Annotated in this window: 17 protein-coding genes; 10 read left to right on the top strand and 7 right to left on the bottom strand. The window is 44.5% G+C overall.

The annotated features are described in order from the left end of the window. Positions 1-88 precede the first annotated feature (88 nt). From BM156_RS13180 to BM156_RS13190, 3 genes are all read left to right on the top strand, one after another. Positions 89-2,953, top strand: coding sequence for a bifunctional fucokinase/fucose-1-phosphate guanylyltransferase (locus BM156_RS13180; protein WP_093920359.1), 2,865 nt, complete (start codon positions 89-91; stop codon positions 2,951-2,953). A gap of 325 nt (positions 2,954-3,278) precedes the next feature. After that, positions 3,279-4,430 carry a glycosyltransferase family 4 protein gene (locus BM156_RS13185; protein ID WP_139218281.1) on the top strand — a complete coding sequence of 384 codons (1,152 nt, stop codon included), beginning with the start codon at positions 3,279-3,281 and terminating at the stop codon, positions 4,428-4,430. 246 nt (positions 4,431-4,676) lie between these two features. After that, the gene (locus tag BM156_RS13190) at positions 4,677-5,954 is read left to right on the top strand and encodes a class I SAM-dependent methyltransferase (RefSeq protein ID WP_093920361.1); all 1,278 of its coding nucleotides are present in this window, start codon (positions 4,677-4,679) and stop codon (positions 5,952-5,954) included. Positions 5,955-6,146: 192 nt separating this feature from the next. On the opposite strand, the gene BM156_RS13195 is transcribed toward BM156_RS13190, so the two are convergent. The 7 genes from BM156_RS13195 to BM156_RS13225 form a co-directional block, all read right to left on the bottom strand. Beyond that, positions 6,147-7,610, bottom strand: a complete 1,464-nt coding sequence (locus BM156_RS13195) for a TRAP transporter large permease (protein ID WP_093920362.1) — start codon at positions 7,608-7,610, stop codon at positions 6,147-6,149. A 4-nt stretch (positions 7,611-7,614) separates the two neighbouring features. Next, the gene (locus BM156_RS13200) at positions 7,615-8,094 is read right to left on the bottom strand and encodes a TRAP transporter small permease (RefSeq protein WP_093920363.1); all 480 of its coding nucleotides are present in this window, start codon (positions 8,092-8,094) and stop codon (positions 7,615-7,617) included. Positions 8,095-8,105: 11 nt separating this feature from the next. Next, positions 8,106-9,089 (bottom strand): TRAP transporter substrate-binding protein, encoded by a 984-nt coding sequence (locus tag BM156_RS13205; protein ID WP_093920364.1) that lies wholly within the window; start codon positions 9,087-9,089, stop codon positions 8,106-8,108. Positions 9,090-9,104: 15 nt separating this feature from the next. Beyond that, entirely contained in the window at positions 9,105-9,776 is a 672-nt protein-coding gene (locus BM156_RS13210) for a bifunctional 4-hydroxy-2-oxoglutarate aldolase/2-dehydro-3-deoxy-phosphogluconate aldolase (RefSeq protein WP_093920365.1), read from the bottom strand. A gap of 99 nt (positions 9,777-9,875) precedes the next feature. Beyond that, positions 9,876-10,913 carry a sugar kinase gene (locus BM156_RS13215; RefSeq protein WP_093920366.1) on the bottom strand — a complete coding sequence of 346 codons (1,038 nt, stop codon included), beginning with the start codon at positions 10,911-10,913 and terminating at the stop codon, positions 9,876-9,878. A gap of 200 nt (positions 10,914-11,113) precedes the next feature. Then, entirely contained in the window at positions 11,114-12,517 is a 1,404-nt protein-coding gene (gene uxaC / locus BM156_RS13220; RefSeq protein ID WP_093920514.1) for a glucuronate isomerase, read from the bottom strand. 31 nt (positions 12,518-12,548) lie between these two features. Continuing rightward, a complete protein-coding gene (locus tag BM156_RS13225; protein ID WP_093920515.1) occupies positions 12,549-13,796 on the bottom strand; it encodes a tagaturonate epimerase family protein in 1,248 nt (415 codons plus the stop codon). A gap of 299 nt (positions 13,797-14,095) precedes the next feature. On the opposite strand from BM156_RS13225, the gene BM156_RS13230 reads away from it, so the two are divergent. The 7 genes from BM156_RS13230 (at position 14,096) to pdxB (ending at position 21,298) form a co-directional block, all read left to right on the top strand. Beyond that, the gene (locus tag BM156_RS13230; RefSeq protein ID WP_262987309.1) at positions 14,096-15,154 is read left to right on the top strand and encodes a LacI family DNA-binding transcriptional regulator; all 1,059 of its coding nucleotides are present in this window, start codon (positions 14,096-14,098) and stop codon (positions 15,152-15,154) included. After that, on the top strand, positions 15,141-15,992 hold the full coding sequence (locus BM156_RS13235; protein WP_093920368.1) for an SDR family oxidoreductase: 852 nt from the start codon (positions 15,141-15,143) through the stop codon (positions 15,990-15,992). Before BM156_RS13230 ends, BM156_RS13235 begins: the two co-directional genes overlap by 14 nt. Positions 15,993-16,186: 194 nt before the next feature. Then, the gene (locus tag BM156_RS13240) at positions 16,187-17,269 is read left to right on the top strand and encodes a PfkB family carbohydrate kinase (protein WP_093920369.1); all 1,083 of its coding nucleotides are present in this window, start codon (positions 16,187-16,189) and stop codon (positions 17,267-17,269) included. Between the two features lie 52 nt (positions 17,270-17,321). Then, entirely contained in the window at positions 17,322-17,687 is a 366-nt protein-coding gene (locus tag BM156_RS13245; protein WP_093920370.1) for a four helix bundle protein, read from the top strand. A 71-nt stretch (positions 17,688-17,758) separates the two neighbouring features. Next, positions 17,759-19,048 (top strand): nickel-dependent putative hexonate epimerase, encoded by a 1,290-nt coding sequence (locus BM156_RS13250; protein WP_093920371.1) that lies wholly within the window; start codon positions 17,759-17,761, stop codon positions 19,046-19,048. Between the two features lie 70 nt (positions 19,049-19,118). Then, positions 19,119-20,141, top strand: coding sequence for a Gfo/Idh/MocA family protein (locus BM156_RS13255; protein ID WP_093920372.1), 1,023 nt, complete (start codon positions 19,119-19,121; stop codon positions 20,139-20,141). Positions 20,142-20,161: 20 nt separating this feature from the next. After that, positions 20,162-21,298, top strand: a complete 1,137-nt coding sequence (gene pdxB, locus BM156_RS13260) for a 4-phosphoerythronate dehydrogenase PdxB (protein WP_093920373.1) — start codon at positions 20,162-20,164, stop codon at positions 21,296-21,298. The last annotated feature ends 19 nt before the right edge of the window (positions 21,299-21,317 follow it).

Raw genomic sequence — 21,317 nt, forward strand, 5'->3', positions numbered from 1 at the left:
GTGCTAAAAATTGGCAGGTCATCATTCCCCTTCTAATTTTTTAAATTGAATGAAAAGAAGATTGGAAGAAATTTGAAACTTGATTACTATGAAAAAACTACTATCATTACCCGAAAACCTCGTTAGCCAGTTCCACCAATTGGAGCAAGTTAATCAGGAGGAATATTTTTGCACTTCAGACCCGGCCGGTACCAAAGTTGGTTCTGGCGGAGGCACAGCCCACCTGCTACACCAAAGTTGGCTAAGCAACAACCAACAAGCCCCATTTAATGAGTGGTTGGAGCAGGAACAACGCATCATCATTCATGCGGGGGGACAAAGCCGGCGTTTACCGGCTTATGGGCCATCAGGCAAAATCCTGACCCCCATCCCGGTTTTTCGTTGGCAGCAGGGGCAGCGCCTTGATCAAAACCTACTGGAGCTGCAATTGCCTCTTTACGAACGGATTCTTCAGAAAGCACCAAAATCATTGAACACCTTAATTGCCAGTGGCGATGTGTTGATTCGTGCCTCTGAAAACCTGTCGAATATTCCCGAGGCAGACATTGTTTGCATGGGCATGTGGGTAAGCCCTGAAAAAGCCACCAACCACGGAGTTTTCTTTTGCAAGCGCAACACTCCCTCCGACCTGCAGTTTATGCTTCAAAAACCCACTGCAGAGACCATTCAATCACACACTGGAAACCATCTCTTTTTGATGGATATCGGCGTTTGGCTGCTTAGTCCCAAGGCCATGCAGATCTTGATGAAACGTTCCGGATGGAGCGAAGAGCAAACGCAGTTTAAGGACGGGCAGGTTAATTATTACGATTTGTACGGAACTTTCGGACCAGCCATGGGCTTGGTTCCTAAAGAAGACGATACGGAAATCAACGAGCTGACCGTAAAGGTTGTTACCCTTCCCAATGGCGAGTTCTACCACTACGGAACCAGTCGCGAATTGATTGAAAGCACTGAGATCATTCAAAACCAAGTGGTCGATCAACGTAACATTTGGCAACGCAAGGTGAAGCCACATCCGAGCATGTTTGTCCAAAATGCGACGACTGACATTACGCTAACCGGCGAGCATCATCATCTATGGATTGAAAACAGCCACATCGGACAACATTGGCAGCTCTCTCACCATCATGTCATCACGGGAGTTCCTGAAAACAACTGGCAGCTGAAACTAGCTCCGGAAACCTGTTTGGATCTGGTCCCCGTTGGTGAATCGGACGTTTGTATTCGCCCGTATGCCTTCTTCGACAAGTTTAATGGGACGCTAGCTGGCGATGCCCAATGGCTTGGTCTTTCACTAAGCAAGTGGTTGCAGCAAAAGGGCATCAGCATGGAGGAAGCACAGTTAAAACCGGATACGGACATTCAATTTGCTCCGCTTTTTCCACTCACAGATGAACCGACCGAAGAGCTACTCCGCTGGTTGATTGATCCGGCCAATGATTCTTCGGAGATGAAAGCCCTTTGGCTGAACAGTAAGCGCCTGTCGGCCGCTGAAATCAACAACCAGGCCAACCTGTTGCGCCTCTATGCTCAACGAGCTAATTTCCGAAGCATCAATTGGGAACTACTGGCCAAGAACTATCAAAAGAGCGTGTTTTACCAGGTAAACCTTGAAGATGCAGCCAAAGACTTTGCTCACGATAACATTAAACTTCCTTCCCCTTTAGGAGAGCAGGAAGAAGCTATTCTCCGCATAAAAGATGAGATGTTTCGGGCACGGGTGGCTATGCTCAAAAACAACGATGGCACCGTTCACGAGCAACGAGCCTTTAAAATATTGCAGCAAACAATTGTGGATACTGTCAAAGATAAGCCGGCACACCCGCAGTTGAATGCTTTCGATGATCAAATCATTTGGGGAAGAAGCCCGGTTCGTTTTGACTTGGCTGGTGGCTGGACCGACACGGCTCCTTTCTGCCTCACCCATGGTGGCCATGTGGTTAACCTCGCTGTAGAGCTTAATGGACAACCACCCTTACAAGTCTATGTTAAGCCAAGCACAGAGCATAAAATTGTTTTCCGAAGCATTGATCTGGGCTTAAAAGAAGAAGTGTCCACTTACGAGGAGCTTGCCAATTTTGCCCAGGTGGGTTCAGCCTTCTCAATTCCGAAGGCAGCTTTATGCCTTTGCGGTTTCCACCCGGACTTCTCAACCATCACCTACCCAACATTGACAGAGCAATTGAAAGCTTTTGGGGCGGGTATTGAGCTGTCCTTGCTCGCAGCAGTTCCGAAAGGCTCAGGTTTAGGAACAAGCTCCATTCTGTCAGCAACAGTATTGGGGACACTTTCTGATTTTCTCAACCTGAACTGGGATCAGAATGAAGTGTGTCATCGCACCTTGGTTCTGGAACAACTGTTAACTACCGGAGGTGGCTGGCAGGATCAGTATGGCGGTATCCTCCCCGGGCTGAAGCTCCTTCAAACTGAAGCAGGCATCCTACAACAACCGGTGTCCCGTTGGTTGCCCGATCATTTGTTTACCCGACCGGAATACCACAACTGCATGTTGCTTTACTACACCGGAATCACACGCACGGCAAAGAATATTCTAGCCGAAATTGTGAGAGGAATGTTCCTCAACTCAACCAACCATTTGCGAATTTTGGAGGAAATGAAACAACATGCGCTAAACACCTTTGAAACTATTCAACGGGGAAACTACCAGCAATTGGCGGACCATGTGCATCACAGCTGGCTTTTAAACCAGCAACTGGACGCAGGAACCAATCCTCCGGCGGTACAACAAATACTCAACCAGGTGGAAGATTATACCTGGGGGCACAAACTGCTCGGTGCAGGTGGTGGAGGTTACCTCTTTCTGATGGCCAAAGATGAACGGGCTGCCAGTATGATCAAGAAGCAACTGGAGCAAAATCCACCTAATCATCGGGCACGCTTTGTTGACTTTGCGCTTTCACCCCAAGGTTTTCAAGTAACCAGATCTTAGGAACTGTTTTAAGATTTCCAAAAACAAAACTCGTTAAGCGCTCAGGATGTGTATCATCTCGGGCGCTTAACGAGTTAGATAACCGGATATCAGAGCATATGCAAGTCCTCAAATTGCCTATCTCACTTAGTACCAATAGATTGTTTATGGTAAATCAAATACCACAATCATAGCTTTAAAACAATAAGTCCGAAAAAGTGCGCTTCGTTGCCTCAAAGGGGGGGGTTCATCACGAAAAAAGTGCAGTTCATGAAATAATTCTATTTTTTAGCGGTTATTGTTTTATGACAAGTAATTTTGCAACATAATTTTTAACTACTCAATCGTGAGCTCTACTTTATTTTTCAGTACTATAAGTAGCTTTATTTTAACCTATTTAATTATTCCTCCGATCATTCGCATATCCAATGAAAAAAACCTCATGGATGTTCCCAATGAAAGGAAGGTGAGTAAAAAGCTAATTCCATCTTTAGGAGGTGTAGCCATTTTTGCAGGCATTAATATTACTGCTTTGTTGTTTATGCCTGAAACAGAGTCTCCAGATATGCGCATTCTGTTTGCCTCAACCATTATGATGTTTTTTATTGGCTTAAAAGATGACATTCTGGTTATTTCTGCCGGCAAAAAGTTCGCCATCCAACTAATTGCTGCTTTGATGCTGGTGTTTTTAGGAGATTTTCGCATTACCCAAGCTTATGGCATTGCCGGAATAACAACGATTCATGCTTGGGCAAGTATTCCACTGTCGGTCCTTGTCATTCTATTCATTATCAATGCTGTCAATCTAATTGATGGGATTGATGGTTTGGCTGGTGGATTAACCATCTTTGCCGCAAGTGTACTTGGTATTTGGTTTTATTTTGCAGGATTTACAATCTATGGTGTCCTATGCACCGCTATGGCAGGTAGCTTATTGGCATTCTTACGTTTCAACCTGTGGGGCGGAGCTCATAAAATTTTCATGGGCGATACGGGTTCTCTGGTTCTCGGGACCATCCTGGCAGCACTTTTAATCCGGTTTAATGAGCTTAATACACTTGCCAGTGATCCTTTCTACTTTAACAATGCACCGATCATCGCCTTGTCCATTTTAATTGTACCGGTAACCGATACGCTGAGGGTTTTTGCCATTCGCATCTACCATAAGAAGTCTCCCTTTTCGCCTGACATGAACCACATTCACCATGTTTTATTGAAGTCCGGATTAACTCATATTCAGGCAAGTTCCTTCTTAATTGCCTACAGCGGACTCTTCGTTATGCTAGCATTATCAATTGACAATTATATGAGCAATACGCTAGGTTTTCCTCTGCTTTTGGGAGCTAGCTTTGCGACTTTCGGATGGCTACATTATCGAATGACCACCATTCAAGCCAGACAACAATTAATCATCGAGCAAGGCAAAGGGCGCATTATTCGGATGAATGCCAAAGAAGAAGAGCACAAAGAAAGTAGAAGAAGTAAAAAAAGTATCTAGCGCTTTTCTAAGCCTTCGAAAAGCAAAGCTTCTCAAAGAGTCTCTAATCATCACGACTGATATTACAATACCATTGGCTGCAATCAACTAGATTTGCAGCCAGTTTTTTTTCTTGTCTCATACTTCTGAATAAATCCGCCCCACTTTCCTTACTTCCATTCCATTTTGCAATTTCAATGAGGTAAAAAGCCACCTATAAGATTGACTTTAAGGTGAACTTGTTATAATTTAGATATGCTTTAAAAAATGAATAATCTCAATCCGATGAACAATCAACCATCCCATAAATGTAATTTCTGTCATAGCCCACTCCATCACCTGGTAACTGATTTAGGTGTGCAACCACTATGCGAAGATAAAATCCGAGTCGAAGATTTAACCAAAATGGAACCCCACTTCCCGCTTCAGGTTTACGTTTGCAAAAAGTGCTTTTTGGTGCAAACTCCTGCAGTTGTTTCTCCTGAAATCATCTACAGAGACTATGCCTACTATTCATCCTATTCTGATACTTGGGTTCAGCACGCAAAGCAATACGTTGATTACGTCAGCGAACGGTTTGCCATTACTCCCAAGCACCTGGTTGCAGAAATAGCCAGTAATGACGGCTACCTACTACAGTTTTTCAAGCAAAAAGGTGTTCCTGTACTGGGAATCGATCCGTCAACGGAAATTGCCCAATACGCTGAAAGGGAAAAAGGCATCAAAACAGAAGTGAAGTTTTTTGGCTACGAGACGGCCAAGTACCTGGTTGAAACCTATGGGAAAGCCAACTTAATCATCGGGAACAATGTATTGGCCCACGTCCCTGATATCAATGACTTTTTGAAAGGCATGAAATACTTCCTGGCTGAAGGAGGCTTAATCACCATGGAATTTCCTCATCTCGAACGGCTAATTGAGGAAAATCAATTTGATACGATTTACCACGAGCACTTCTCCTATTTCTCCTTTACAACGGTAAAAGAGATATTTAAAAGCTATGGATTATGTCTTTTTGATGTTCAGCAACTAAAAACGCATGGTGGGTCAATCAGGATCCATGCCTGCCATCAAGGCGATACTTCCAAGCCCATTTCCCAAGCGGTTCATGACCTATTAAAACATGAACATGAATTAGGGATGGATACCTTAGCATATTACGATCACTTCAATAACAAGGTGAAAGAAACCAAACGAAAGATACTCGAGTTTTTAATTAAAGCGAAACGAGAAAACAAACAGGTGGTTGGCTATGGAGCTCCCGGAAAAGGCAATACACTATTGAATTACTGCGGCGTCAGAACTGATTTCTTAGACTATACGGTAGACATCAACCCACACAAACAAGGAAACTTTCTGCCCGGAACGCACATTCCCATCCATCATCCCGATAAAATTAAGGAAACCAAACCCGATTATGTCTTTATTCTTCCTTGGAATTTGAAGGACGAAATCATCAATTACAACAAATACATTTACGAATGGGGAGGAAAGTTCGTCGTACCAATCCCTGAGCTGATGATCTTGAATAACCACCAAGAATAGTCGGTGTGAGATTAGCACACAGGAAACGGATAGCAATACGAGATAAAAAGAAAACCGGAACAATTCATTTGAACAGTTCCGGTTTTTCTTTTCTTTAACTAACCCTAGTGTTTTCTTAGAAGCTGTTTAAAATTAAACAGCTTCTTAATCCTAGGTACAAACAACGCTCATATATCTTTTTTTACCATCCAATTAAAATCCAAACTTAGATGGCAACCACAAACTCAATTCTGGCAGGTAAGTGACTAGCAGCAAGACAACGACCATGCCCAAAAACATTGGAATCAATGGTTTAATTACTTTGTCGATACTCAAGCCCGACACACTACATCCAATAAACAAGACTGATCCAACAGGAGGCGTGCATAGGCCAACACTCAAGTTGAGTACCATGATGATTCCAAAGTGAATTGGATCAACACCCATGGCAGTCACAATTGGTAAGAAGATGGGCGTGAAAATCAAAACCGCTGGAGTCATATCCATAAAAATCCCCACAAAGAGCAAAATCAGGTTAATCAACAACAAGATGATGAATGGATTACTTGAAATTGTCAATAGTCCTTCACTCACGTTTTGAGGAATATTTTCGTAAGCCATGATCCACGACAAGCCCAAACAGGTTGCCACCAAGAGCAATACAATCCCGGTTGTTTTTACCGAGCGTAAAAGAATTGCAGGAAGATCAGCGATTGTAATTTGCCGGTAGATAAAAGCCAGGATCAAGGAATACAGAACGGCAATAGCAGATGCCTCAGTAGCTGTAAAGTAGCCGGCCACAATTCCCCCGATTACAATAATCAACATCAGTAAGCTAGGAATCGCATCCAACAACTTCTTGGTTCCAGCCAATGCTTTTTCCTTGTTATTTTTCGTTTTGATGAAAGCAAAAACAGCAAAGGCCACGAGCGCAACACCTGACAGGCCTTGGTTCACAACCGGGCTAAATGATTCGCGGGCAAAACTTACTCCCTGAAAAGCCAACACCACCCCAATAGCCACTAACACAGCAACTCCCAAACCTTTTACTGCGGCTTGAAAACCTTTTTGTTTGTATATCAGCATGGTCACGGCAGTGGTAATAATAGCCAATCCAGTTAAGATTCCAGGGACATAACCAGCCAGGAAAAGTGCCGTAATCGAAACACCCCCACTCGCTAGCGAATAGACAATCAGAATATTACTTGGAGGAATCGATAAACCAGTTGTTGCAGAAGTAATGTTAACTGCAGCACTGAAATTATCCGGGTAGCCTTCTTTTTTCATCTCAGGCCCCATAATACTTCCAATAGCCGATGCCGATGCCGCAGCAGATCCGGAGATCGCTCCAAAAAGCATATTCGCCAAAACATTCACAATGGCAACACCTCCCGGGATTCCCCCTACCAAAACACGGGCAAAATCAATCAGCCGAATGGCAATCCCACCGCTATTCATAATATTTCCGGCCAGAATGAAGAACGGAATAGCCAGCAGCGCAAAACTATCCAAGCCGGTAGCCATGCGTTGCGAAAAAGTCGTCAGTGCTGGAATCACATCAATACTCACCAGCATGGTCAAAATACCGGAGATACCAATACTAAAAGCAATTGGCACACCGATAACCAGCAAAACAATGAAACTAAAAATCAGTACAAATATCTCTAGAAATTCCATAAGCTTAGTTTTTCCGGTTTTCTTTAACCATGTTATACAGATTATCGATATCAAAATAGGCAATCAGCAATCCACTCAGTGGTAAAACCAGGTAAACCACACCAAGCGGTAAGCCTAAGGCAGCTGATTTAACGGATAGGTAAAAACGGGTGTAAACCAGCCATGAACCTCCAACGACCATCACGGTAAGCGCAAACAAGATGACAATAATACTAATCGCCACTTCCAGCTTAAACTTTCGAGCTGGAGAACTACGCTGGATCAACAGATCAATGGCCAGGTGTTCACGCTTTCCGGCAACATAAGCCGCGCCTAGCAAACCAACCCAGATCAATAAAAATCCGGCCAGTTCATCTGTAAAACTACTTGGAGCATTCATCAGGTAACGACTAATGACCTGCCACAACACGTCAATTACCAGAATCCCCATCAAAAAAACGAGTACCCATTCCAGGGCTTTATCCATGTATTTTCGTAAAGTCATGTCATTCAATTTTAGTCAACAGCTTGAATTCGTTTAATGTAGGAATAGATCACCGGATTGCTTTGGTAGCTTTCCAATAAAGGCTGTACTTTCTCAATGAAAGGTGCTTTATCCGGATAGTTGATCTTCACACCCGCTTTTTGCACCTCTTCCAATGATTTCTTTTCAGACTCAGCCCATAACTTCCGCTGTAAAACTGCAGACTCATCAGCCGCCTGTTGAATCCAGGCTTGTTCCTGTGGACTCAGCTTGTCCCAAATTACCTGGCTAAAAACCAAGACATCAGGAATTGTTGTATGCTCATCCAGTGAATAGAACTTACACACTTCGTAGTGGCGTGAAGTATATAAACTTGGTGGATTGTTTTCAGCTCCATCAACCACCCCACTTTGCAATGCGGTATAAAGCTCTCCCCACGAAATAGGTGTAGGCGAGCCTCCCAACGCTTTGGTCATTTCCACGGCGGTAATACTTCGCATAACCCGAATTTTCATTCCCGCCAGGTCATCAGGATGTGTGATTGGTTTCGACTTGGTGTAGAAACTACGTGAGCCGGCATCGTAATAACACAAGCCGCGGATCCATTTATCCTGGGTACTCAATAGCAATTCCTTGCCAATCTCGCCATCCATCACTTTAAATGAATGCTCTTTTGAACGAAAAATATAAGGTAGTCCGAATACTTTATAATCATCGGTGAAACTCTCCATTACTGCTGCCGAAACTTTCGTGATCGCCAGACTTCCGATTTGAAGGAGTTCCACACACTGTTGCTCCGAGCCCAATTGCTCAGCCGGATAAACTTCAATGGTTAGTTTTCCGTCTGATAACTCGGCCGTTCGTTTAGCCATGAATTCCATTGCCTGGTGCACCGGATGATCAACCGGCAAGCCATGTGCAAGCTTCAGCTCTTTTTTGCCCGAAGGCCCCGTACAGGAAAAGCTGGTCATCAGGACAACAAACAGGAATAGTTTAGCAAGCCCTTTGTTAGTCATTTTGATTGTAGTTGGTTATTTTTTGTATTTCGAAATTAGCTCGAGTGCTTCGCGACACTTGTCGGTAATATAGCCAAAGTTGCGCTGTTGCAAAACCTCCTTCGGGAACAATTGCGATCCCATGCCAACACAATGAACGCCGGCTTTAAACCAAGCACTCAGGTTCGCTTCATCAGGCGAAACGCCCCCCGTAGGCATAATGCTGGCGTAAGGCATTGGTCCCATCACCCCTTTAACAAAGTCGGGGCCTCCAACGGATGATCCTGGGAAAATCTTCACCACTTCGCAGCCCAGTTCATGAGCACGGCCAATCTCGGTTACTGATCCGCAGCCAGGGCTCCAGGCAATTTTTCGCTTGTTGCAAACCCGGGCCATACCTTCATCAATTAAAGGAGACACAATGAAGTTTGCTCCCAAAGCAATATACAGGGCAGTTGTTCCTTCATCAACAATGGAGCCAACCCCCATAATCATTTCCGGACATTCAACAGCAGCCCATTGGTTGAGCTCTTTAAATACCTCAGCAGCAAAATCTCCCCGGTTTGTGAATTCAAACACCCGGATACCACCATCATAACATGCTTTAACCACTTGCTTGCACAACTCGGTATCGGCATGATAAAAAACCGGAACTAAACCAGTTTGCTTCATGGTTTGTGCCACTTCAATTCTAGAAAATCGAGCCATTCTATTTCGTTTTAAGTTTTTAATAGTTAACAGTTTTTGGCAGACAGTTTCTCAAAGCTTCGGAACTCATGCCCTTCGCTCTCTGCCCGCCAATCAAATTTATCGTGCAACCCGGCCAGAAGCATCACCGCCCATCAGTTTCTCAACTTCAGAGACAGTCACCTGGTTGTAATCGCCATAAATGGTATGTTTCAAACAAGAGGCAGCCACTGCAAACTCCAAGGCCTTTTGGTCATCTTTGGGATACGTTAGCAGTCCATAAATCAGGCCTCCCATAAATGAATCGCCACCTCCAACACGGTCAACAATGTGGGTAATCTGGTATTGACGAGATTCGTATAATTTCTCACCGTCCCAAAGCACGCCAGCCCAACTGTTGTGGTTAGCATTAACAGAGCCACGAAGCGTGGTAATCACTTTCTTACAACGTGGAAATTTAGCCATAATTTGTTTTGAAACAGACTCGTAAGCTGCTCCTTCGACATGTCCTCCGGTTACATCCACTCCCTCAGGATGAATGCCAAGAACCATAGCAGCATCTTCCTCATTACCTAAAACAACGTCGGTTCCGGCCACCAAATCAGGCATCACCTCGCCCGCTGTTTTTCCATACTTCCAAAGATTCTTGCGGTAGTTCAAGTCACAAGAAACCGTAATTCCCTTTTCATTGGCTTTTTTAATTGCTTCCAGACAAACATCTGCAGCGCCCTGCGAAATTGCAGGGGTAATTCCAGTCCAGTGGAACCAACCAGCACCTTCAAACACCTGATCCCAATCAATCATACCTGGTTCAATCTCGGCAATGGCCGAATGAGCACGGTCGTATACAACTTTACTTCCACGGCTTACAGCACCGGTTTCCAAGAAGTAGATACCAACCCGATCACCTCCGGTTACAATTTGGTCAACGCCAACACCGTAACTTTTCAGATCCATTTTACAAGTCCGTGCAATATCGTTTTCCGGTAAACGAGTTACAAAATCTACTGGAATTCCATAGTTAGCCAAGGATACAGCAACGTTGGCCTCACCGCCTCCAAAGGTAGCTGTTAAACTATCGGTTTGATTAAACCTTAAATATCCGGGAGTTGCTAAACGCAACATGATTTCACCAAAGGTGATAACTTTTTTATCCATGAGTCAATTTTATTTAGTTCAAAAGCCAACGGAAACAAACCTTCTTTTAGCAATCCTAATCTGAGTTGGGAATTATTTCTATTGATATGTTTCGTAGCTAGTTTATACTTTACAACTTAATGCAATCGATTGCAAAAATAAGATTCCTTTCTCATAGAACCAATAATTTTGCCTGCTTTCTGACAGCTTTTCAAGTATTTTCACTCAAAATCAAAGTAATTTTTTGCATTCCAGAATGAAATATCCCGAACCAATTTACCCAACAACTCGGGATCATTGGGAAGCTCGCCTCGTTCGACATCCGTTCCCAGCAAGTTACAAAGCGTACGGCGGAAATATTCGTGACGCGTGTAGGATAAGAAGCTCCGCGAATCGGTCAACATCCCCACAAAACGACTCAATAAGCCCAGATTCGAAAGCGCATTCAATTGTTTTTCCATCCCGTCTTTTTGGTCTAAAAACCACCAGCCAGAGCCATATTGTATTTTTCCAGGACACGAACCATCCTGAAAATTACCAATCATTGTAGCATACAACTCATTATCCCGTGGGTTAAGATTGTAAAGCACCGTCTTGGTCAGTTTGTTGTTTTGGTCCAGTCGGTCAAGCATTTTTGCCAAGGAGGCTGCCACCGGTAAATCACCAATGGAGTCAAAGCCAGTGTCCGGGCCCAGCTTCTTAAATAAGCGGGTACTGTTGTTACGCTGAGCTCCAATGTGGTACTGCTGCGTCCATCCGCGAGCATGATCCATCATTCCAAATTCATAAAGCATGCACGATTTAAACTTCCTGATTTCAGTCTCATTCAAGCTTTTCAATGAACGAACCTTATCAAAAATGGCATGAATGTCTTTCATCGAATAATCATCAGCATAGGCTGTGTCCAGCCCATGATCAGACAAACGACAACCGTTCTCGTGGAAAAACTCATGGCGCTTATCCAAGGCAATCAATAAGGCATCAAAACTATCGATCTCAATATTGGCCACTTCAGCCAATTGATCCAGATAATCATTAAAAGCTTCAGTCTGCTCCACCATCATCGCTTTATCTGGTCGCCAAGCCGGGAGGACAGCTGTTTCAAAATCGTCCTCGGAAATTGCCTGATGATACTCTAATGAATCAATCGGATCATCGGTAGTACAAATTGTATCGACTTTGGCCTTGCTAATAATATCACGGCAAGAGAATGAGCCGGAAGTAAGCTTTTCATTACACTGCTCCCAAACCTCACGAGCAGTCTTCGGACTGAGTAGCAAGTCAACATCAAAAAAGCGCTTCAACTCCAAGTGAGTCCAATGGTAAAGTGGATTTCGCAAGGTATAAGGAACGGTTTCAGCCCATTTCTCAAATTTTTCCCAATCACTGGCGTCACCGGTACAGTAGCGTTCATCCACGCCGTTACTGCGCATCGCCCGCCACTTATAATGATCGCCATGCAGCCAGATTTGGCTGAGGTTTTCGTAGGATTTATCTTCCGCTATTTCCTTTGGTGAAAGGTGGCAATGATAATCGAAAATCGGCATTGGAGCCGCATGTTCATGATAAAGCTCTTGTGCTGTCTCCGAGTGAAGCAAAAAGTGCTCATCCATAAATTTTTTCATGTTTCCTGGTTTTATTTGTTTCTGCTTGGTTTTACAAATCAAACAAACGTTTCAAGTGGCGCTCATAAATATTTTCCTCAACACAAGCCCCAATAATTTCCGCATGTGCTTCAAGCAAAGAATAGTAACGCGTTCCCATTTCAGCGGCAACTTTGTACCCCACATGAATCAACTGGCGAAAGTTGGGATTATACTCCGGATGATTCGGGATATGTCGGAGCGCATTGGCAAATTGCTCTCCCGTCCATCCGTTAACCTCATCTACACTTGGCAACTGTTCCGGATCGATGTCAATCACATCAGCATAGGGAGCACACAACTCGTCTTGACGGGCCAAAGCAGTCGTATAAATATCACGGGCAGCCTCCAGCGCTTCACCTCCCGCCAAAGCCAAGCCAATCACTTCCTCCAGCCAAGTTGTTCCAGCAGTTTTCACATGCAGCCCTTTATCATATTTTTTGATGATTGCCCCCATCGCCGGGTAAATGGAAAACTTATCGCTACCTGAGTGGACACTCAATTTCAGATCAGCCGGCAATCCAAATTGCTGAACGGCATAATCAATCACCAATACATCTTCTTCAAATTCGCGGGCAAACTGCGCTTGATCACCAACATAGTCAACTCCCTTATTAAACCGACCGGTGAATTTTGGAGCAATGGTTTGCACCGGAATATTTTTATCAGCCAACATCTTCAAGATAAAAAATAAATCGACCGGAGTTTGCGGCTGCGCGACTTCATCCATCGACACTTCTGTAATGAAATTGCCTTTTCCTTTCCTTTCAACCAGGCAGTTATAAATGGCGGCTGCTTGCTCAACTGCTGCCAAAAACTGATTTGCAATCTCTCGCAACAACTGATCATCAACCGTAATTGGATCTTTAATTCCCGGAATTACCAACTGCCCTTTGTATCGCTCACATTCCTTCAGAAATGCAGCAATTACCTCATCTGAGCTTGGTTGGCCAATAAAAGCGGCAACATCCAACGTAAAAAAGTCAGAACCGTCCACAAACGGAGCTACTGTACCTAAATTGATGTGGTCCGCGTCAACAAAATAAGCTTGTTCCCATCCCAAGGCTGCAACTGCGGCATCAGCCTCTTGGCGCACATCATTGGGTTGCGTATGAACAATTCCATGTTCGCGGTTCGATTTATTCCAAACTGGAGCAACATTAACGCCTGCTTTATTAGCCTTCACAATGGCTCGTAACTGTGCTTCTCCTTGATGAGAAAACCGGTCTCCCACTCCAAAACTATACTTACTTAATTCCATTTGTTTCACTATTCTGTTTAAAATCCGATTCTTATAAAAATAACTTGATTGGCGAACAATCCGCTTCATTTTGATGTTTCCGTTTGTTTAACGGAAAACCGTGTTCGCACACGAAAGTAGAACATTTCTATCGCAAATCCACATAAAAATCTAAAAATCGTTGAAAAAATGTTTTACAAATATGAAAACCGTGTCCGCACACGAATTGTAAAAAAAATTAGCTAGCTTTGTTAGCCTGACAGTACTCATTTTAAATCGATAAAGTTATCAAACCAACAAGCAGAATACGGATTAAAGACATTGCCGAGAAAGCGAATGTCTCCATCGGAACGGTTGATCGCGTAATCCATAACCGCGGTGAAGTGTCGAAAAAGACACGAAATAAAATCCTGAAAATCATTGAGGAGCTGGACTACCAACCCAATATTTTGGCCAGCACACTGGCATCAAAGAAAGTTTATTCCTTCGCCGTCCTCATTCCAGAACCGCAATCGGCCGAAGCCTATTGGAATAAGCCTTTACATGGAATTAGCAAAGCACTCCAGGAGATTCAGCCCTATGGAGTCGAAGTAGTGATTTACCAGTTTAAACAAAACGATCCAGCACTATTTAAAGAACAGGCCAAGCAATTGCTTGCTCATGGTCATGACGGAATTGTACTCGCTCCAATCTTTTCGCGCGAGTCCAAAGCTTTTATCACTAAGTTGGAAAAATTGAATATTCCCTTTGTTTTTATTGATTCGAACATCAAAGGAAGTCCGAAGTTGAGCTATATCGGGCAAAACTCCTTTCAAAGTGGGGCATTGGCCGCCAAATTGTTGAACTTCTCCATGCCGGCAAATAGCCCTGCTTTAGTCATTCATTTTGCCAAAGAGATGGACAATCAAAATCACCTGGTTCAGCGCGAAATGGGGTTTTACAACTATTTTAAAAAGCAATCAGCGAGTTCTAGTCGATCCATTCGTACTGTCGAGATCAACAATACCGACCACCAGGCCTATTTTAAGCAAATTGAAGAAGAGCTTAAAAACTCGCCTCAAGTTGGAGGAATCTTTGTCACGAACTCTCAGGTTTACAAAGTGGCCGAATACCTTGAAAGCAAAAGCATGACCGACATTCGCCTGATTGGCTATGACCTGATTCCGGCAAATGCCGATTTTGTCCGCAAGGATTTGATTGACTTTTTGATTTGTCAGCGTCCGGAAGAGCAAGGTTATCAAGCTGTCAGTAAACTTTTTCAGCACCTTGTTTTAAAGAAGGAAGTTGCTTCCGAAAATTATACATCAATAGATATTCTAACTAAAGAAAACCTGGATTTCTACCAGGAATTTAAAACCAGTAACTATGGACCCAATTAGTTTTAAAGACCTGCAAGGCAAAGTATGTGTGATCACCGGCGGAGCAGGTGTTATTGGCCAGGAACTTGTCAAAGCCATGGCATCAGTCGGCGTAAAAATAGCCATTCTTGACCGCGATAAAGAGCAGGCCGAAAAAGTGGCTCAACAGTTAGCCGATACTTATCAGGCAACCATCATCGGTATTGAAGGCGATGTACTCGATAAAGCAAAGCTAGAAGAGGCACACGAGGCCATTAAAGCTCAGCTTGGCCCTGTAGATATTCTCATCAATGGAGCCGGGGGAAACCACCCCAAGGCGACTACTAAAGAAGAGCAACTGACTGAAGATATGCTCGATCGTCTGGATGACACTTTCTATGGCTTGGAAATGGAAGGATTTGATCAAGTATTTGCCCTCAATTTTAAAGGTACCCTACTCCCTTCTATGGTTTTTAGTAAAGACATGCTGAAAGCCAGAAAAGGCGTTATCCTCAACATCTCATCGATGAACTCATACAAGCCATTAACCAAGATTCCAGCCTATTCGGCAGCAAAAGCATCAGTGAATAATTTCACAGAATGGCTGGCTGTTCATTTTGCCAAAATCGGCATCCGCGTAAACGCCATCGCTCCAGGCTTTTTCATTACCAACCAAAACCGTTTTCTGGTACTCGATGAAAAAACAGGCGGTTATTCTCCACGTGGGCAGAAAATTGTAGACAACACTCCTATGGGCAAATTTGGACAACCGGAAGATCTGCAAGGAGCCTCTCTTTTCTTAATCTCTGATATTTCAAGTTTTATTACCGGTATTATTCTTCCCGTTGATGGAGGTTACAGTGCTTTTGGAGGAGTGTAATTGGGTGATGATGATTGGTTGGGGTCCTGAAATTCGAGCAGGACGAAACTAAGAATTAGAGGACAAGTGGCCATCCTCCTCTTAACTCTTGGTTCTTGGTTCTTGGCTCTTGGTTCTTTTCTAATATCCACCATCTATTTTCTAAAAGACTAAAATCTAATAATCTATTGTCTAGTATCTAAAAATCTAACAAAATGACCATTGAATTAAAAAAAGATTGCCGCTATTCGCTTATCGTACCGACCAGCATGGGCATCCGGATTACTCCGGTAAATGGACAACCTGTTCATAGCAGTAACCTGTTTGAAATGCAGGCAACCAGTGCTGAAACGAATGTGGCCAGCATAGCTTCCTACCTGGGATTACCCGTAAAAGTGTTAACCAACTTTGTCAAAGGAAGCCCCATCGCACAACTGATAAAAAGTAACCTGAAGAGTCGCCATATGGATTATGAAGGCCCTGATGTTGAACAAGGAGGCCCTTGGGGCTACCGTCACCAGTTCAATATCGCCGACAGCGGCTATGGCTCGCGTGGCCCTCGTGTACACAATGACCGGGCAGGAGAAGTCGGTCGTAAGCTTCATGTCAAAGACTTTGACCTAGATCGGATTTTTGGGCAGGAAGGCGTGCAAATTGTTCACCTTTCAGGCTTAATTGCCGCGCTATCTCCCGACACCAGCCAATTTTGTCTGGAGCTGGCTCGAACAGCAAAAAAATATGGGAGTCGCATTTCTTTTGACCTGAACCACCGTGCTTCGTTCTGGGAAGGCCGCGAAGAAGAATTGCGGGCAAACTTTACAGAAATTGCTTCGCTGTCGGACATTCTGATTGGTAATGAAGAAGACTACCAACTCTGTCTTGGCATTCAAGGACCTGAAGCTGGCGGGAAAGGTATTGAGGCTCAAATTGAGGGCTTTAAAGGCATGATTCAACGTGTGAAGCAAGCTTTCCCTAACACAGCTGTTTTCACCACCACCCTGCGCGAAGTAGTCAATGTAAACGAGCACTTGTGGGGAGCTATCATGTTGGAAGGCGACAGCAACTGGCAGGTCATCCTTCCACGCCCTATCCGCGTACTTGACCGCATTGGCGGAGGCGATGGTTTTGTTGGCGGTTTGCTTTATGGTATTCTAAAAGAATGGGAACCCGAGAAGTGGCCTCAGTTTGGATGGGCCACCGGAGCAATGGCAACCACCTTTCTTACCGATTATGCCCAGCCTGCTGACGAAGATATGGTTTGGAGTATCTGGGAAGGCAATGCCCGCGTAAGAAGATAAAGAGGAAGGCAAAGAAAAAGGCACAGGCACAGGTTAAAACGAACTTACTGATATGGATAAAAAGTACAACGATTTTAGAGACATGTCTGTATGGCAAAAAGCTTTTGCCTTGTTGGTCAAAGTTTATGACGTTTGCAAGCACTTCCCGCCCGAAGAACGTTATGCGCTTACAGATGATCTAAGACGAGCAGCCAACTCTGTCGTTCACAATTTGGCTGAAGGCTATGGGCGTTTTGAATCAAAAGACAAAACCCGATTTTACAAAATTGCCCGTGGAAGTTCTTATGAAGCAATGAGCCAACTATTAGTTGCAGACTCTCAAGCCTATGTTAACTCAAAGCAATCCGAAGAATTGCTAAACGATTATAAACAGGTGGTCGAAGAGATCAATGCTTTAATCTACTTTTTGGAAAAATAACTGACACTGTAAGGGAGAGCGTCTTTGCCTTCTCCTTTGCCTGTGCCTAATCAAAATTGTAAATAAAGAAGATGTTATACTACGAAATAGGTTCGCCAAACCATGAATTGACTGCTGATGATCTGAAGAAGGGGCTTTTTCAGGCTCTGGATCAACTGCAAGGGATTAATAAGGTATTGGCTATTCCGCCTGATTACACCAGGCTTCCAAGTCGTGCTGGCGAGCTCACGGAGTTCAGCTGGCAATACTATGGCGATAAATTAACCGATGTACTTCCGGCACTGGGCACACACACGCCCATGACTCGGGAGCAAATCAGCCACATGTTTGGCAGCCTGCCTGCATCGCTTATTCGTGAGCATGATTGGCGAAATGATGTGGTGAATGTTGGTGAAGTCCCAGCATCCTTTGTTCGGGAAGTATCTGAAGGGGCAGTTGATTTTCCATGGCCGGCACAGGTAAATAAGCTCCTGTTAACGGGTAATTTTGACCTGATCCTTTCTATTGGGCAGGTGGTCCCACACGAAGTGGTTGGCATGGCCAATTACAATAAAAATGTATTTGTTGGAACCGGCGGTGTCGAAGGAATCAACAAAAGTCATTTTGTAGGTGCCGCTTACGGAATGGAACGGATGATGGGACATGCTGATACCCCCGTTCGCAAGATCTTCAACTATGCCTCGGACAATTTCACCCAACACCTGCCAATCTTGTACGTTCAGACGGTTGTTGGACTTGACAAAACGGATGGAAAGGTAAAAACCCGCGGCCTTTTTATTGGTGATGATTACGAGGTGTTTGACAAAGCGGCCAAACTATCGCTGGAAGTCAATTTTGAGATGCTGGACGCCCCTTTAGACAAAGTCGTCGTTTGGCTTGACCCGACCGAGTTTAAGTCAACCTGGCTGGGCAATAAATCCATCTACCGAACACGGATGGCGATTGCCGATGAAGGCGAGCTGATCGTGCTTGCCCCTGCTCTGAAGGAGTTTGGCGAGGATAAAGAAATTGATCGTCTTATTCGCAAATATGGCTACTTTGGAACGCCGGCAACATTAAAGGCTTGCGACGAGCATGAAGAACTCCGCAACAACCTCAGTGCTGCTGCCCACTTAATCCACGGATCTTCTGAAGGACGATTCAGCATCACCTATTGCCCGGGTAAAAGACCGGAAAATCTCAGCAAGGAAGAAATTGAAAGCGTGGGGTTCAACTATGCTGATCTAGATGAAATAACTGCTAAATATGCCCCATCATCATTGAAAGATGGGTACAACGAGTTACCAAACGGCGAGAAAATTTTCTATATTTCCAATCCGGCAATTGGCTTATGGGCCTTTAAGGATCGATTCAGCTATTGACGGACTAGAGAAAACCGGAGAACGAAGACGGGAGACCGGAATTTGAACTCTGAAATTTGAAACTCAACACATGAAATTGGATACAGTCAAATGGGGAATTATTGGATGTGGCAACGTTACTGAAAAGAAAAACGGGCCACCCTTGTACAAAACACCTCACTCTGAGTTGGTGGCCGTCATGCGCCGCAATGGCAAGCTGGCTGCTGATTACGCCAAGCGCCACGGTGCAGCTCGCTGGTACGATCATGCCGACAAGCTGATCAATGATCCGGAAGTGAATGCAGTGTACATTGCAACTCCACCAAACACCCATGCGCAGTATGCCATTCAAGCCATGCGTGCTGGCAAACCGGTCTATGTGGAAAAACCCATGGCCCGAACTTATGCCGAGTGTCAAGAGATGGTTCGTGTTTCAGAAGAAACAGGAGTGCCGCTATTTGTTGCTTATTATCGGCGGGCACTTCCCCTGTTTGTCAAGGTTAAGGAACTTATTGAGCAAGGTGTTATCGGAAAGCCACTGACCGTCAACATTCGCTTTTATCGTCCTAACAAGGAGCTAACGCAAGCTGGCGACCAACTGTCATGGCGAGTTTTACCGGAGATTGCAGGCGGTGGCCTCTTCTACGATCTGGCTTCTCATAAGCTTGATTTTCTGGATTACCTGTTTGGCCCGATCGTAAACGTGCAGGGAACTGCATTCAATGTTGGGGGAATTTACCCGGCTGAGGATACCGTTGCAGCCTCCTTTGAATTTACCAATGGCGTTTTGGGAACCGGTAGTTGGAGCTTTTTTGCTGATGCGGCTTCCATTGAGGATACCATTGAAATATTGGGGACTGAAGGCAAACTCTGGTTCGCTTGTTTCGACCCGGTTAAGCTGACTCTTCGGACTCAAAAAGGCGATGTGTTCTTCAATTTTGATCCTCCGGAACACGTTGGCGGAAACTTAATTCAACTGGTGGTTGACCAACTCCGGGGAGAAGGAACCTGCCCCAGTTCGGGCACATCTGCTGCGCGGACCAATTGGGTGATGGAAGAAATCGTGAAGAGTTATTACGAAAAGACAACTTCTCAGCCAAAAAACAAAGACTGATTACAAATTACGAAACAAACATGAAGTTTATAATTGATAATAAAATACCTTACATCAAAGGAGCGCTAGAGCCATTTGGAGAGGTTGTTTACTTGCCTGGTGCCCAAACAACACCCGAAGTCGTCAAAGATGCCGATGCCATTATCACACGCACACGCACTAGTTGCAACGAAGCATTGCTGGCAGAGTCTGCGGTGAAGTTTATTGCAACAGCAACCATTGGCTACGACCATATTGACACGGCATACTGCCAGCAAGCTGGTATTGAATGGACCAATGCTCCCGGATGTAACAGCCGATCGGTTGAGCAGTACCTCACCTCCGCCCTGCTGATCATGGCGGAAAAGCAAAGCTTTCAACTTCGGGATAAAACCATTGGAATTGTTGGTGTCGGTCAGGTAGGCTCCAAGGTAGCCTGCGCCTGCAAGTTGCTTGGTATGCAAGTTCTACTGAATGACCCTCCCCGCGAACGCGCTGAAGGATCTGATGAATTTGTAAGCCTGCAAGAGATCAAAGCGAAGGCTGACATCATCACGCTACATGTTCCATTAGCGATGCAAGGTGAGGATGCAACATTTCATTTGGCTGACACGCTGTTTTTCAACGAACTGGAACGCACTCCAATCGTAATCAATACCTGCCGCGGAGAGGTGATGGATACTTTTGCCGCTGAAACAGCCATCCAACGAGGATCAATTTCAGGCTTGGTGGTCGACTGCTGGGAACGGGAGCCAAACATCGATCAAAACTTGTTAGCACTTGTCGATCTGGCGACACCGCACATTGCCGGCTATTCAAAAGATGGCAAGGCCAATGGAACCAGCATGAGCATTCAAGCTATAAGTCGCTTCTTTCAGCTAGGGATTGACAATTGGCAACCCGCAAAAGTCGACCTGCCGGAGCAAACAATAATCGAGCTGGATGGTTTAAACCGTACAGATGAGGAAATCATCCGGGAAGCTGTGCTATTCACCTACGATGTTCGAAATGATGACGCGGCTTTACGACAATCTCCGGAACAGTTTGAACAACTGCGTGGAGACTACCCGGTTCGGCGCGAATACCCGGTTTTCACCGTAAAACCTAAAGATGTGTCTCCAAACGCATTGGATATTCTTGCTCAGTTGGGTTTCCAAATTGAAAAATCAAATAATTAGAATTGATCATTCGATTTTC

The organism is Sunxiuqinia elliptica, from assembly GCF_900113005.1.
In the GTDB taxonomy this organism is placed as follows: domain Bacteria; phylum Bacteroidota; class Bacteroidia; order Bacteroidales; family Prolixibacteraceae; genus Sunxiuqinia; species Sunxiuqinia elliptica.

Coding starts and splice junctions, on each gene's coding strand:
- BM156_RS13180 (WP_093920359.1), top strand. CDS start 89: ATGAAAAAACTACTATCATTACCCGAAAACCTCGTTAGCCAGTTCCAC.
- BM156_RS13190 (WP_093920361.1), top strand. CDS start 4,677: ATGAATAATCTCAATCCGATGAACAATCAACCATCCCATAAATGTAAT.
- BM156_RS13195 (WP_093920362.1), bottom strand. CDS start 7,610: ATGGAATTTCTAGAGATATTTGTACTGATTTTTAGTTTCATTGTTTTG.
- BM156_RS13200 (WP_093920363.1), bottom strand. CDS start 8,094: ATGACTTTACGAAAATACATGGATAAAGCCCTGGAATGGGTACTCGTT.
- BM156_RS13205 (WP_093920364.1), bottom strand. CDS start 9,089: ATGACTAACAAAGGGCTTGCTAAACTATTCCTGTTTGTTGTCCTGATG.
- BM156_RS13210 (WP_093920365.1), bottom strand. CDS start 9,776: ATGGCTCGATTTTCTAGAATTGAAGTGGCACAAACCATGAAGCAAACT.
- BM156_RS13215 (WP_093920366.1), bottom strand. CDS start 10,913: ATGGATAAAAAAGTTATCACCTTTGGTGAAATCATGTTGCGTTTAGCA.
- uxaC (WP_093920514.1), bottom strand. CDS start 12,517: ATGAAAAAATTTATGGATGAGCACTTTTTGCTTCACTCGGAGACAGCA.
- BM156_RS13225 (WP_093920515.1), bottom strand. CDS start 13,796: ATGGAATTAAGTAAGTATAGTTTTGGAGTGGGAGACCGGTTTTCTCAT.
- BM156_RS13235 (WP_093920368.1), top strand. CDS start 15,141: ATGGACCCAATTAGTTTTAAAGACCTGCAAGGCAAAGTATGTGTGATC.
- BM156_RS13240 (WP_093920369.1), top strand. CDS start 16,187: ATGACCATTGAATTAAAAAAAGATTGCCGCTATTCGCTTATCGTACCG.
- BM156_RS13245 (WP_093920370.1), top strand. CDS start 17,322: ATGGATAAAAAGTACAACGATTTTAGAGACATGTCTGTATGGCAAAAA.
- BM156_RS13250 (WP_093920371.1), top strand. CDS start 17,759: ATGTTATACTACGAAATAGGTTCGCCAAACCATGAATTGACTGCTGAT.
- BM156_RS13255 (WP_093920372.1), top strand. CDS start 19,119: ATGAAATTGGATACAGTCAAATGGGGAATTATTGGATGTGGCAACGTT.
- pdxB (WP_093920373.1), top strand. CDS start 20,162: ATGAAGTTTATAATTGATAATAAAATACCTTACATCAAAGGAGCGCTA.